Genomic DNA, 12,956 nt, shown 5'->3' with positions numbered 1-12,956 from the left:
TCAGGCGCCGGCGGACGGAGTGGGATCGCCCGTGACGACCCGCTCCTCGGCCGCGCGCAGCCGGCGTGCCTCCTGCAGGCTCAGCCCGATCATCAGCCAGAACAACCCGACCAGCACCGGCTGGAAGCCGAAGTAGTGGTCGAACAGGCCGCTGAACAGAGCCGCCAGCAGGCCGGCGGTAGTGCCCAGCCAGATGGCGTTGTCCGGGGTCAGGTCGATCCGCGCGGTGCGCGGGCGCGCTTCCTTCCACCAGCACCAGGTCGCGGCGATGAACAGCAGCATGCCGGGCAGGCCGAGCCGGTAGATGAAGTTCAGCCAGAGGTTGGAGATGCCCAGCAGGTCCGTGCCCGGCACCGGCGGCTCGACCTTGAAGCCGATGCCGAAGGGGTAGGCCGCCATCGCCCGGGGGAAGTTGGCGTACTCGTCGAAGCGCACCGAGGTACTGGCGTCGCCGCTGAACTCGAACATGGTCGAGATGCGTTCCTGCAGCGGCGGGTAGGACAGCACCAGCAGCAGGCCGAGGGCCGAGCCGGTGAGCAGCAGGCGCCCGGTGAAGGGCACCCGGCGGATCGCCATCCACACCAGCACCACCGCCAGGCTCAGCAGGGCGCCGCGCGAGCCGCTGAGCAGCAGGGCGACCACGCCCAGGCCGCCGACCGCGATGCCCAGGGCGCGGCGCCAGCCGTGGCGGGTGATGCCGTAGCAGAGGGCCAGCGGCAGCACCAGGGCCATGGCGCCGCCGAGGGTGTTGGGGTGGACCCAGGGCGAGCCCATGCGCAGGAACACGGCGCCGGAGGTGTCGCGGATCACCTCGTCCAGCATGGCGTAGCCGAGCCGGGTGAGCAGTGGGTTGATGGCCGCCGCCGAGCGCTCGACCAGGAAGATCGGCAGCGACAGCAGCAGCATCGCCAGGGTGCCGAACAGCAGTGCCTGGACTATCCGCTCGCGGGTCGGCTCGTTCTGCACCAGGCGCGCGACCAGGAACAGCAACGATACGTTGGCCAGCCAGCGTATCCAGTTGGCCACGCCACCGCCTTCGGCGTTGACCGTGAGCTGGCCGACCACGAAGGGAAACGCGCTGAACAGGATCAGCGCCAGCACGTAGCGCTCGGTGCGGCCCTTGACCAGCGTGGGGCGCGAGTCCTCGAAGATGTTCTGGAACAGGATGCAGGCCCAGACCACCAGGATCAGCAGCTCGGACACCGTGGTACGGATGCCGACGTTGATGGTCGAGTAGGGCAGGAAGGTGGCGATGGCGGCGAACAGCAGCAGGCCCAGCAGGGGGCGGCGCAGCAGGTTGAGGCCGATCACCATGGCGACGATCAGCACCGCCACCTTCAGCGGCGAGAGGAACCACAGCAGGATGCCGAACACCAGGCCGACGGCGGCGGCAATAGGCATGCCGAAGGACGAGGTCATGCCTGCAGCTCCTGTAGCAGTTCGCTGACCCGGGCCCGGTAGGGCTGCTCGGCGTAGCGGCCGGCCCAGTCACGCAGGGCCTGGCGATCCGGGGCTGTGGGGCGCGCCAGTTCGCGCATCAGGGCGACCGCCGCGGCGCCGTTGTGGGGGCTGAAGCGGGGCGTGCCCGGCGGCACGATCTCGTCGAGCGAGGTGCCGCTGGCCACGGCCACCGGCGTGCCCATGGCCATTGCCTCGATCACCGGCAGGCCGAAGCCCTCGGCGTAGGACGGCTGCCAGAGCCGCTCGGCGGCTTGGTAGAGCCATTGCAGCTCGGCGTCGCCGAGCGGCGGCATCAGGTGCAGGCCGGGCAGCGCGTGTTGCTGCGCCGGTACGAATTCGGCGCCGCCGACCAGCACCAGGTCCGGCACCGCCGGGTCGTCGGCGCGCGCTTGGGCCCAGTGCTCGACGAACCAGGGAATGTTCTTGCGCGGCTCGCGGGTGCCGACCGCCAGCCAGAAGCGCTCCGGCAGGGCGATGGCCGGGCGCACCGGCGCCGGGGTGTGGGCGGGCACCAGGTTGGGCAGCACCCGGACCTTGCCGGCGGCTTTCGGGAAGGTGCGGGCGACCTCGTCCGCGCTGAATTGCGACGGCGTCCAGATGCGGTCGGCGACGGCCACCGAGTAGCGGATCGAGAGGTTGTCGCTGATCCGGTACACCGTCTCGCGCAGCCAGGAGCTGTGGCGGTTCTTCAGGTGCAGCTGGAACAGGTCGTGCAGTTGCAGGACGTAGCGCAGGCCCGGTGGCCTGGGCGGCAGCGGCAGGCCCATGTTGAAGGTGCTGATGTGCACGTCGATGCCGGCACGGCGCAGGGCACCGGGCAGATAGCCCAGCTCGAAGCGCAGGCGGCGCGGCAGGCGGTGCTGGCCGTCGACACTGCTGTCCCAGGCCGGGCAGTGGGCCCGGGCCCTGAGCGGATGGTCCAGGGGCGCCGGGGTGAACAGGTGTAGCTCGACGTCGGGCAGCTCGCCCAGTACCGAGGCCAGCGCCACGTTCTGCCGGCCGATGCCGTTGTTGGGGTTGCTGATCCCCGGGCGGTAATCCAGCCCTACGCGCATGGCTGAGTCTCCCGGCTACGGTGGGCGAGGCAGTCGGCGTAGACGGCCTGCAGTTGTCCGGCCGCCGCCGCCCAGTCGTGGGCCCGGCGCACGTAGGCCCGGCCCGCCGCGCCGATGGCGGCCGCGCCCGCCGGGGCCGCCAGCTGGCGCAACAGCGCGCCGGCCAGGGCCTCCGCGTCGTCGCCGCCGTCGTATTCCGCGCCGGCCGTGACGGCCAGGCCCGAGACGCCTTGCGAGGTGGTTACCACCGGCAATCCGGCGGCCATCGCTTCGAGCACCTTGAGCTTGGAGCCACCGCCCTGGCGCAGCGGGGCGAAGAACAGCGCGGCCCGGGACTGCAGCACGGTCAGGTCCGGCACGAAGCCGTGCCACTCGATGCGGGCGTCGGGCCAGCGTTGCGGCCAGTCCTGCGGCAGGGCGTGGCCGGCGATGGTGATGGTGGCTTCCGGACACTGCCGCCAGACCCGTGGCATCACTTCGTCCAGCGCCCATTCCACGGCGTCGACGTTGGGCGGGTATTCGTAGTTGCCGATGAACAGCAGCCGGCGGCTGTCATGGGCCGGCGTCACCGTGGCGTAGCGCGCGCAGTCGACCCCGTTGACCACCACGGGCACCGGGCCGCCGACGATGCGGCCGAGCGCCACGGCGTCGCTCTCGGTCACTGCCACCACCCGCTCGGCCTGGCGCATGACACGCCGTTCCCAGCGCCGGTAGCGCCACTGGTCGAGCAGCACCAGGGGCTTCAGCCAGGCGGGGAAACGGTCGTAGGTGGCGCCGCCGAGGGCGGACTCGACGTTGTGTTCGGTCAGGATGAACGGCTGGGCGGCCTGGCGCAGCCCCTTCTCGAACGGCTGGAAGCTGTAGCTGTGCTCGATCTGCACGATGTCCCAGGGCTCGTCCAGCAGCTCGGCGAAGCGTTTGCCCAGCGCCGGCGCGTAGCCGTTGATGCTGGCCAGCATCGGCAGCGGCGAGGCGGCCAGCGCCAGCAGGGTGGTGGCGCTGCGCAGCGGCCTGCGCGGCAGCACGATCAGGCGTTCCAGCAGGGGTTCCAGCGCCTGGCGGGCGTCCTCGTCCAGCGCGGTCTTGCTCTGTACCAGCAGGGTGATGCGGTGGCCGGCCCCGGCCAGCGTGCGCAACAGGTGGTACTGGCGGGTCTTGCCGCCGCTGCTGGTCGGCCAGGGCAGGTAGGGGAGCACCCAGAGTATTTTCAGTGGCATCGATCAGTCCAGAACCAGTAACTGCAGGCTGGGCTTGAGCGAGACCGTGAGGGTGCCGCTGTCCGCCGCGAGGCTCTGCTCCTTGCCGCTCAGCGGGTCGTGCAGGGTCGCCTGGCGCACGCCGCGCAGGCCCAGCTTGCCCGCCGAGGCGCTCCACACCATCAGCAGGCGGCGGCCGTCGTTGCGCTTCCAGGCCACGCTGTAGAGGTCCCGCGGGGCATTGGCGAAGGCGGGCGGGTCGGCCGGCGCCAGCTTCGGCCCGGTGACCCGGAGGAAGTTCTTCAGGGCGGTGTACACGGGCTTCGGGTTGCCGTTGAGGTCGAGCAGGCCGTAGGACTGGTCGCGGACGCTGGCGCGGGCGTCCAGGTCGCTCAGGTTGAACAGGAAGATGCGGTCGAAGTCCAGCGCGCTCATCAGGGCGAGCCGGCGCAGGGTGTAATCGGCCTGGCCGGAGACGCCGATGATGGCCTGCGCCTCTTCCGGCCCGGCGTAGCTGGACCAGCCCCACTCGGTGGCCCAGACCTGCTTGACGCCCGCGCCGCGCAGCCCGCCGTTGATGTAGCGCACGGTGTCCAGCAGCTCGTTCTTGCCGGCCGAGTTGCCTTCCGGGTATTCGGTGTAGGGGTGGTAGGAGACGATCAGGTTCTTGCTCGCCAGGCCCCGCTCCAGCAGCACCTTGAGCATCAGTTCCATGTTGCGCGACGGCATCTGGCTGAAATAGGCCATGCCGGCGGTGCCCAGGGGCGTGTCCGGGAAGCGCCGGCGCACGGTGTCGACCGCGTCCACCAGCAGCGCGGCGTAGGCGTCCGGGTCTTCCCGGGGGCGCCAGAAGGACGGCAGGTTCGGCTCGTTCCAGATCTGCCAGGCCTTGAAGCTCGGGTAGCGCTCGATGAAGCGCGTCAGGCTGTCGCTGTACAGGCGGTTGTTGGTCGGCGGGTAGGAATCCTGATAGGGCGAGTTGGCCGGCGCGCTGGTGGCGAACGGCGCAGAGCCGGCGAGGAAGCCGACGGGCTTCAGCTGGTTCTCGGCCATCGCCTGGGCGGCCTCGTCGAACGGCCGGTAGTACTGGCCGCGCTCGGGTTCCAGCACGGCCCAGTGCATGGCGATGCGCACCCATTCCAGGTCCAGCTCGCGCAGGCGGGTCATCTGCTTGCGGTAGGTGGCCTCCGGGAAGAAGTGGAACTGGGCGTTGACCCCCAGGTAGTCCTTCCACACCACGGTTCGGCTCGGTTTCAGGCTGGTCACCGCCTCGGCGTCGCGCACGCTGAACATGGCCACGCCGACGATCAGGCAGACGATGGGGATCATCAGCCAGAGAACGCGTCTATTCCACATGATGGTTTCCTCCGCTCAAGTCGGCGAACAGCGCCTTGAAACGCGTCGCGGTCAGCGGCCAGAGCCGCTCCCGTCCGATTTCGGCGGCCCGTTCGGCCCACTGCCGGCAACGCTCCGGTTGCTCCAACAGGTCTTGCAGGCGGGCGGCCAGTGCCTGGACGTCGCCCTGAGGAAAAGTGGTGCCATTGCCCGTCGAGACTTCCTCGGCGAAGGCCCGCGCGTCGGACGTGATCACGCCGCGCCCGCAGGCCGCCGCCCAGGACAGCGCGCCGCTGGTGCCTCGCTGAGCGCCCAGCAGCGCGAGCTTCTTCGACTCCCGATAAGGTAGCACCATCACGTGATGGGCCTGGATTTCACCCGCGATTTCCTGCGCGGGAATGTCCAGTCGCCACTCGATTTGCGACGCCAGTCCCTTTTCGACAATCCGCCGGCGCAACTGGTCGAGATAACTTTCGCCCGGCTCGAAGGCCGTTTCCGGGGCGCTGCCGCCGGCCAGGGTCAGGCGCAGGCGCTTGCCGGCATCCGGCTGGCGGGTGATGACCAGCGCCAGGGCGTCGACCAGGTCCTCGATGCCCTTGCCCCGGTAGATGAAGCCGAAGTAGAGCAGGCGCAGCGGCTCCAGGGGCGGCAGCGGCGCGGGCGCGATGGCCTGGTTGCCGTGGTGGATGACGTGGACCTTGCCCGGGGCGAGGCGCATGCGCTGGGTCAGGCAGTCGCGGCCGGTGGCGGTGAGGGTGATCAGGGCGTCCAGGCTGTGCGCCAGGCGCCGTTCCTCATGCAGGCACAGCGGGTCTGCCAGCACTGTCGCGGCCTGGGGCCAGGGCGAGGGCAGGGCGCTGGCCAGCGACAGCGGCCAGGGCAGGCTGGCGCGGCGCCAGACCAGGCGCTCGGGGTCGTGCACGGTCGCGCTCAGCGGCAGGCGCGGGAAGCGCGCGCGCAGGGCGCGCAGCGCATGGAACTCGGCCAGGCGGCCGCCGCCCAGTTCGGCGTGGACCAGGTCCACGCCGCTCCAGTCGAAAGTCTCCACCCTGGCGACGGCGCGCTCCGGGTCGTTGCCGCAGCCCTCCAGGGGCGTGAGCACCTCGACGTCGACCGACTGCAGGGCGGCGCGCAGCAGCGCCGCGTAGTCGGCGATGCCGGTCTGCTCGGGCGGCAACGGCGCCAGCAGCGCGATCCGCATCAGACCGCGCCCCGGGCCTTGGCCATCACCCGCAGCACGCGATCGGGCACCTCGAAGCGGCGCCGGTTGATGATCACCCCGTCGACCTTGTCGAAGGCGGTGTTGAGCACGTCGATGGCATGGGCCACGGTGGGCACGTTGCTCTGCTGGGCCTCGACCACCAGCGCGACCAGGTCGGCGCCGCGCAGGCTGACGATGGCTTGCGGGTTGGACAGCAGGGCGGAGGCGTCCACCAGCACGATTTCACCCGGCTGGGCCGGGCCTTCGCCGACGCGCACCCAGTGGCCGCGCTCGGTCAGCAGGCGCTGCAGGTGGTCGATGATGAAGCTGACGCCCTCGCCACGGCGCGCCGCGGTCAGGCCGAGCACCAGGCCGCGTTCCGCGATGCGCTCGAACGGCAGCAGCCCGTAGAGCCGGTACAGCGCGGCGACGAAGCCGCTGTTGCGGTTCGGGTCGCCGGCCACTTCCGGCAGGGTGGTCCACAGCGGGATGCCGAACTTGCTGGCGAAGCGGCCGCCGTCGTGGATGCGCTGGTCCAGCAGGTAGCACAGGTACACCACCAGGAAGCCCACCAGCACGCTCAGCGGTACGGCCAGGAGGATCATCAGCAGGCTCTTGGGGAAGACCCGGCTGGGGTTGTAGGTGGCCTGCTCGATGATGGCGATGTTGCTGATGCGGCTGTTGTCCAGCTCGCGGTCGATGCGGGCCTTCTCCAGGCTCTCGTTGTACAGCGCGAAGTTCTTCTCGGCCGCGCTCAGCTCGCGCTGCATGCGGGCCAGCTCGGGTTCGATGGACAGGGCCTTGGCGCGCTGTTCCTCGAGGGTCTTCAGCTCCTCGTCCTGGCGGATCAGTTGGGCCTTCAGGCGGGCGAGGTCGGACTGCTGGTCCATGAAGTTGCTGCGCAGGCGCTCCGCGATCGGGTTCGGCGCCTGGTTCTGCGACACCTGCACGGTGGCCTCGGCGGCCTTGGCCCGCTTCTCCAGGTTGGCGATGGTCTCGTCGATGCTCTTCACCGGCGGGGCGTTCTCGGTGAAGGTGCGCAGCAGGTCCTCGCGCTCGGCCAGCTTGGCGTTGAGGGTACGCAGCAGGTCCTGGTGGATCGGGTTGAGGGCCATCTCGCGGACGGTGCGGACCTCGGACGGCAGGCTCTTGATCTGCCGGTCTAGGGTGGCCAGGCTGCCCTCGGTCGAGGAGATCAGGCGCCAGGTGTTGAAGCGGTCGCTGCGCAGCTGGTTGATGCGCTCGGAGAGGTTCTGCAGGTGCGCCTCGATGCCCACCGCGCCCAGGTCGTTGAGGCGTTTGGCCAGCTCCTGCTTGTGCTGCAGGATGCTGGCGGTGCTGGCCTCGCTCTGGGCCAGGTAGAAGTCGTACAGGCTGCGCCGGCCGAGGGCGCGGGTGCGCTCTTCCATGTACAGGTCGACCCAGCTCTGCACCACCGACTGCGCCACCGCCGGGTCGCTCCAGCGGAAGCTGATCTCCATCACCGAGGAGCCCGGCGCGTGGGTGACGCTGAAGTTCTTCTTCAGCTTGGTGGCCAGGCGGTCGACGGGGGTCTGGTCCTCGGACAGGCCGAGCAGCTGGACGAAGTCCCGGGCCAGCTCGACCGTGCCGCTGACGGCCTTGCCGACGTAGTACTTGACGGTGGCGAAGAAGCCTTCGGGGCGCGGCGCGTTGGCCAGTTCCTCCAAGTAGCGCTCGGCCACCTGGCGGCTGATCGGGCGGCCGGTGAGCATGCGCTCCTCGTCGAGGATCGGGTCGCGCTGGGTGGCCGGCATGACGATGGACGGGCGGTCCGCGACCTCGATGGGCAGGGTGTTGGTGTCGCGCCCCGGCTTCACCAGCAGGCGGGCGCTGGATTCGTAGGAAGTCGGCAACAGGAAGGCGCCGAGCATCACCACGGCGAAGGTGGCGATGACCGCCAGCCTGAACTCCCGGAAGAAGATGAAGAACAGGCGCAGCAGATCACGGAAAGTGCGGATTTCGATCATGAGCTGGTCCCTTAATTGTTGTTGCCGCGGAGGTCATAGTTGGCCCCGATGCCGATTGACTTGGTGAAGGGGATCAGCTGGTTGAGGTACAGGTCGACGCCGTCGATGCGGTCGCCCACGCCGGACTTGGGCACGAACACCACGTCGCCGCGCTGCAGGGCGGTGGACTGGCGGCCTTCGTCGCCGCCGTGGAGCAGCTGGCTGAAGTCGACGAAGTAGGTCTTGTAGCGGCCCTTGTCGTCCGAGCGCAGCAGCGCCACGTGGCGGCTGTCGGCGTTCGGCATCACGCCGCCGGCGGCCATGATGGCCCGCTCCAGGGTGTTGGCGACGCTGGTCGAGTAGGGCTGCGGGTTGCGCACCGAGCCACCGACGAAGACGGTGTTGCCCGGCGCTTGGTTGATGTTCACGGTGACCCCGGGCTCCCGGTAGTAGGGCGCCATGCGCTCGCGCAGCTCGGCGCTGAGCTGCTCGGGGGTCTTGCCCGCCGTTTCCACCCGGCCGATGAAGGGGTAGGCGAAGCTGCCGTCGTTCATCACCGTGTACAGCGTCAGCTCGTAGATCGAGTTGGCGGTGAAGGCGGAGATGGTGGGCGTCTCGCCGCTCTCGCGGACGATGCGCAGCACGTCACCGGGATAGATGCGCTCCTGTACGGGTGGCAGGTCGGCGAGAGTCAGCACGGCGGCCTGGCCGGCCTCGACGGTATCCGAGTCGGGCAGGCCGACCCGGGCCGGGGTGGTGCAGGCGGCCAGGCCCAACGTCAGAACAAGCAGCAGAAACGCTCTCATGATGGTGACTTTCCTTTGAAAACCCATATTCACTTCCAGTAACCCGGGAACATGCTGAGGCGGCGCTTCAGCCCGACGCCGAGCAGGTGCTCGCGCTGGCCGAGGTGGTAGCCCAGCAGTTTCATGGCGGTGCGCAGCAGCACTTCCGGTGCCCGCCACAGGGCGCCGGCGGCGCGTAGCGCCTGCAGCTCCGCCTGCACGTAGCGCAGGCCCTCGCCGCCGGCGGAGCCGAATGCCTGGCGAATCCACTCCTCGCGCCCGTAGAACACACCGATGTCGAAGTAGCGGCGAAACTCCTCCAGCACCCGGTAGTCGTGCGAGTGGTAGACCTCGGCGTCGGCGGCGTAGCGCACCGCGAAGCCGGCCAGCAGCATGCGCGCGGCGACGTAGGCGTCCTCGCTGCCGATCACGTCCTCGGGGAAGCCGTCCACGGCCTCCAGCGCGTCGCGCCGGTAGGCGGAGAAGGAGTCCGAGCTGAAGCAGGTCTTGATGCCCAGTTCGGCAGCGTCGCGCTGGCGCTTGGTGCGGCTGCGCTCGGGGTAGTTGAAGCGCCGCGACTGGGCGCCGAGCAGGCCGGCGCCCGGGTGCGGGAGCTGGCGCCCGTAGGCGACGCCGATGTCGTGTTCGCTGCCCAGGCCGGCGACCAGGCGGGCGAAGCTGTGCCGGTTGGCCGGGATGGCGTCCTGGGTCAGGTAGATCAGCACGTCGGCGTCGACCATCTGGCTGGCCAGGCGCCGCGTGCCGCCATGGTTGAAGCGCTCGGGCGCGATCGTCTCGACCCGGGCGCCGGCCGCGCGCAGGCGCGTCGCGGTGTCGTCGCGTGAAGCGCTGTCGACCACCAGGAACTCGTCGGGCTGCAGCGTCTGCGCGGCGAGGGCCGGCAGCAGGCGGTCGAGGTGGGCGCCCGCGTTGCGGGTCGGGATGATCAGGGCGGTGCGCATCAGGCTTTGTTCTCGGTACTCGCGATGCGGCCGTAGACGTCCTCGAAGCGCACGATGTCGTCTTCGCCCAGGTATTCGCCGCTCTGCACCTCGATCATCACCAGGTCGATGATGCCCGGGTTGCTCAGGCGGTGGCTGTGGCCCGCCGGGATGAAGGTGGACTGGTTGGTGTCGAGCAGGAAGTCGCGCTCGCCGTTGACCACCCGGGCCATGCCGCTGACCACGATCCAGTGCTCGCTGCGATGGTGGTGCATCTGCAGCGACAGGGCGGCGCCGGGGCGCACCACGATGCGCTTGATCTTGAAGTTCGAACCTTCCTCGATGACGCTGTAGGTGCCCCAGGGCCGGTTCACCGTGCGGTGCAGGCGGTAGGCCTCGTGGCCGCGCCGCTTGAGTTCTTGGGCGACGTACTTGACGTCCTGGCTGCGCCGGGCGTCGGCGATCAGCAGCGCGTCGGGGGTGTCGACCACGATCAGGTCGTGCACGCCCACCGCGCCGACCAGCCGGTCGGGGCTGTCGATGAAGCAGTTGCTGACCTCGTGCAGGATCGCCTCGCCGTTGACCTGGTTGCCCGCCTCGTCGCTCGGCGACAGGTCGCGCATGGCGCTCCACGAGCCGATGTCGCTCCAGCCCAGGTCGCAGGGCACCACGGCGACCTTGTCGGAGCGCTCCATCAGGGCGTAGTCGATGGAGATGTCGGGGGTCAGGGCGAAGGCCTCCTGCGGCAGCTCGCACTGCACGCAGTCGTTGCCGCGCAGCGGCGTGGCGGCGTCCAGGCTGGCGCGAGCGGTTTCCAGCACGTCCGGGGCGCAGCGCTGCAGCTCGCCCAGCAGGCTGTCCACCTGCAGGCAGAACATGCCGGCGTTCCACAGGTGGCGGCCGCCGTCGACGTAGGCCTGGGCGGTGGCGGCGTCGGGCTTCTCGACGAAGCGCTGGGCGCGGCGCCCGCCCTCGGTCAGCGCCTCGCCCGCCTCGATGTAGCCGTAGCCGGTCTCCGCCTGGGTCGGGCGGATGCCGAAGGTCGCCAGGTAGCCGGCCGCGGCCAAGGCGCGGGCCTGCTGCACGGCGGCGGCGAAGGCGGCTTCGTCGCCGATCAGGTGGTCGGCCGGCAGGATCAGCAGCTGGGCGTCGTCGCCGTACTCGCGCTGCGCGTGCAGGGCGGCGACGGCGATGGCCGGCGCGGTGTTGCGGCCGCAGGGTTCGAGCAGGAAGTCCAGCGGCAGGTGGCGCGGGTTGACTTCCCGGTAGTCGTCCCGGGTGCCGAACACCAGTTCGCGGTTGGTCACCGTCAGCACCCGCTCCACGCCGGGCAGGCGGCTGGCGCGCAGGAAGGTCTTCTGCAGCAGGCTCTCGCCGTCGGGCAGGCGCATGAACGGCTTCGGCCGCGCCTCCCGCGACACCGGCCAGAGGCGCGTTCCGGAGCCGCCGGCGACGATGCAGGGAATCAGGGCGCTCATCAGTAGGCCTCCTTGGTGATGACGATGGCCGGCAGGGTGCGGAAGAGGATGTAGAGGTCGAACCACACCGACCAGTGCTCGATGTATTCGAGGTCGAACTCGACCCGCTTCTCGATCTTCTCGAGGGTGTCCGTCTCGCCGCGATAGCCGTTGATCTGCGCCCAGCCGGTGATGCCCGGCTTGACCCGGTGACGGGCGCTGTAGGTCTCCACCGCGTCCTCGAAGAGGATGCCGGCGGCCTTGGTGGCCGTGGCGTGGGGGCGCGGGCCGACCATCGACATGCTGCCGAGCAGGACGTTGAACAGCTGCGGCAGCTCGTCCAGGCTGGTGCGCCGGATGAAGGCGCCGACCCGGGTCACGCGAGAGTCGCCGCGGGTGGTCTGGCGCTCGGCGTTGGCGTCGGCCATCTGGTGGTACATGGAGCGGAACTTGTAGACCTCGATCAGCCGGTTGTTGTAGCCGTAGCGCTTCTGGCGGAACAGCACGGGGCCGGGCGAGTCGAGCTTGATGGCGATGGCCAGCAGCGCCATCAGCGGGGAGATCAGGATCAGCGCCAGGCTGGCCAGCAGCAGGTCCTCGATCCGCTTGATCAGCGGCGACCAGCCGCGCAGCGGCAGCTCGGAGGCGTTGAACATCGGCAGCCCGGACACTTCCGTGATGCGGTTGTGGGCGTGCCGCAGGGCCAGCATGTCGGGGGCGAGCAGCACGGTGACCGGCAGCTTGCGCAGGCGGGCGACGATGTGGCCGATGCGGGTCTCGGCGCTCCAGGGCAGGGCCACCAGCACCTGCTGGACGCGGTCCTCGCGGATCATCTGTTCGAGCAGCTTGGTGTCGCCGAGCACCGGCAGGTCGGCGAGGGTGTCCTCTATACGGGTGTTGCGGTCGTCGATGAAGCCGATCACGCCGAGGCGGATGTCGCCGTTGCGCTGCATGTACTCGGCGATGCGCACGCCGTTGTCGGTGCCGCCGAGGATCACTGCGTTCTGCAGGTGCCGGCCGTGGCGCATCAGCCGGTGCAGCACGCCCAGCAGGAGCAGGCGTTCCGCCCCGAGCAAAAGGAGCACGGCGACGAACCAGACGAGCAGCTGTTGCAGGGGGATCAGCGGGAAGAGGCCCAGCGCCTGGTGCATGAACGCCAGCAGGGAGAAGGCCGCCAGCCAGCTGAGGAACATCAGGCGGAAGCGCAGCATGTTGCTGAACAGCTCGTCGTCGTAGACGCCGGTGGCCTGGAAGATGAGCACGGTGATCAGACCGAAGAACATCAGCAGGGCGGCGTAGTGCTGGTTCAGCGCACTTTCGCCGTTCAGCGCCCAGAGCAGCAGCAGGCCGGGCAGCACGGCGGTGAACCCGTGCAGCAGCCGAGTGAAGGCAACGAAGTACTGAACGAAGCCCACCTTCGAGATGGGCTGCTTTTCAATCGACTGCGGGCGCAAAAAAACTCCCTCCCGGGAAGGCCTTGGTGTCCTTTGGGGGCCAGCGAAACTGGGTGCAATTGACAGGCTTGGTCAATTAATTGGCGGGCGTATTTTTGACTGTC

At 69.5% G+C, this 12,956-nt stretch carries 10 protein-coding genes; all 10 read right to left on the bottom strand.

Translation table 11 applies throughout. The annotated features are described in order from the left end of the window. Genes N7640_RS11215 through N7640_RS11170 form a run of 10 tightly spaced genes read right to left on the bottom strand, consistent with a single transcriptional unit; the run spans position 1 to position 12,852 of the window. Positions 1-1,419, bottom strand: a complete 1,419-nt coding sequence (locus tag N7640_RS11215; RefSeq protein WP_279904791.1) for an O-antigen ligase family protein — start codon at positions 1,417-1,419, stop codon at positions 1-3. Next, on the bottom strand, positions 1,416-2,516 hold the full coding sequence (locus tag N7640_RS11210) for a glycosyltransferase family 1 protein (RefSeq protein WP_279904790.1): 1,101 nt from the start codon (positions 2,514-2,516) through the stop codon (positions 1,416-1,418). The genes N7640_RS11215 and N7640_RS11210 overlap by 4 nt, the downstream gene beginning before the upstream one ends. After that, positions 2,507-3,727 carry a glycosyltransferase family 4 protein gene (locus N7640_RS11205; protein WP_279904845.1) on the bottom strand — a complete coding sequence of 407 codons (1,221 nt, stop codon included), beginning with the start codon at positions 3,725-3,727 and terminating at the stop codon, positions 2,507-2,509. Before N7640_RS11205 ends, N7640_RS11210 begins: the two co-directional genes overlap by 10 nt. 9 nt (positions 3,728-3,736) lie before the next feature. Further along, positions 3,737-5,068, bottom strand: a complete 1,332-nt coding sequence (locus N7640_RS11200; protein WP_279904789.1) for a beta-xylosidase — start codon at positions 5,066-5,068, stop codon at positions 3,737-3,739. Continuing rightward, positions 5,058-6,248, bottom strand: coding sequence for a glycosyltransferase (locus N7640_RS11195; protein WP_279904788.1), 1,191 nt, complete (start codon positions 6,246-6,248; stop codon positions 5,058-5,060). Before N7640_RS11195 ends, N7640_RS11200 begins: the two co-directional genes overlap by 11 nt. Next, positions 6,248-8,236, bottom strand: coding sequence for an exopolysaccharide transport family protein (locus N7640_RS11190; protein WP_279904787.1), 1,989 nt, complete (start codon positions 8,234-8,236; stop codon positions 6,248-6,250). Before N7640_RS11190 ends, N7640_RS11195 begins: the two co-directional genes overlap by 1 nt. Before the next feature lie 11 nt (positions 8,237-8,247). Continuing rightward, on the bottom strand, positions 8,248-9,021 hold the full coding sequence (locus N7640_RS11185; RefSeq protein WP_220814962.1) for a polysaccharide biosynthesis/export family protein: 774 nt from the start codon (positions 9,019-9,021) through the stop codon (positions 8,248-8,250). A 29-nt stretch (positions 9,022-9,050) separates the two neighbouring features. Continuing rightward, positions 9,051-9,962, bottom strand: a complete 912-nt coding sequence (locus N7640_RS11180; RefSeq protein WP_279904786.1) for a glycosyltransferase — start codon at positions 9,960-9,962, stop codon at positions 9,051-9,053. Further along, positions 9,962-11,419: a mannose-1-phosphate guanylyltransferase/mannose-6-phosphate isomerase gene (locus N7640_RS11175; RefSeq protein ID WP_279904785.1), complete on the bottom strand. Its 1,458-nt coding sequence runs from the start codon at positions 11,417-11,419 to the stop codon at positions 9,962-9,964. Before N7640_RS11175 ends, N7640_RS11180 begins: the two co-directional genes overlap by 1 nt. After that, positions 11,419-12,852, bottom strand: coding sequence for an undecaprenyl-phosphate glucose phosphotransferase (locus tag N7640_RS11170; protein WP_220814959.1), 1,434 nt, complete (start codon positions 12,850-12,852; stop codon positions 11,419-11,421). Before N7640_RS11170 ends, N7640_RS11175 begins: the two co-directional genes overlap by 1 nt. Positions 12,853-12,956: the final 104 nt, after the last annotated feature.

The organism is Pseudomonas sp. GD04015 (assembly GCF_029837675.1).
GTDB classification, from domain to species: Bacteria; Pseudomonadota; Gammaproteobacteria; order Pseudomonadales; family Pseudomonadaceae; genus Aquipseudomonas; species Aquipseudomonas paralcaligenes.
The sequence above is the reverse complement of the archived record's forward strand: the minus strand, read 5'-3'. Positions and strand labels throughout refer to the sequence as shown.

What these genes read in the sequence shown, in the direction of transcription:
- N7640_RS11185 (WP_220814962.1), bottom strand. Translation starts at nt 9,021, where the DNA reads ATGAGAGCGTTTCTGCTGCTTGTTCTGACGTTGGGCCTGGCCGCCTGC.
- N7640_RS11210 (WP_279904790.1), bottom strand. Translation starts at nt 2,516, where the DNA reads ATGCGCGTAGGGCTGGATTACCGCCCGGGGATCAGCAACCCCAACAAC.
- N7640_RS11190 (WP_279904787.1), bottom strand. Translation starts at nt 8,236, where the DNA reads ATGATCGAAATCCGCACTTTCCGTGATCTGCTGCGCCTGTTCTTCATC.
- N7640_RS11180 (WP_279904786.1), bottom strand. Translation starts at nt 9,962, where the DNA reads ATGCGCACCGCCCTGATCATCCCGACCCGCAACGCGGGCGCCCACCTC.
- N7640_RS11195 (WP_279904788.1), bottom strand. Translation starts at nt 6,248, where the DNA reads ATGCGGATCGCGCTGCTGGCGCCGTTGCCGCCCGAGCAGACCGGCATC.
- N7640_RS11215 (WP_279904791.1), bottom strand. Translation starts at nt 1,419, where the DNA reads ATGACCTCGTCCTTCGGCATGCCTATTGCCGCCGCCGTCGGCCTGGTG.
- N7640_RS11175 (WP_279904785.1), bottom strand. Translation starts at nt 11,419, where the DNA reads ATGAGCGCCCTGATTCCCTGCATCGTCGCCGGCGGCTCCGGAACGCGC.
- N7640_RS11200 (WP_279904789.1), bottom strand. Translation starts at nt 5,068, where the DNA reads ATGTGGAATAGACGCGTTCTCTGGCTGATGATCCCCATCGTCTGCCTG.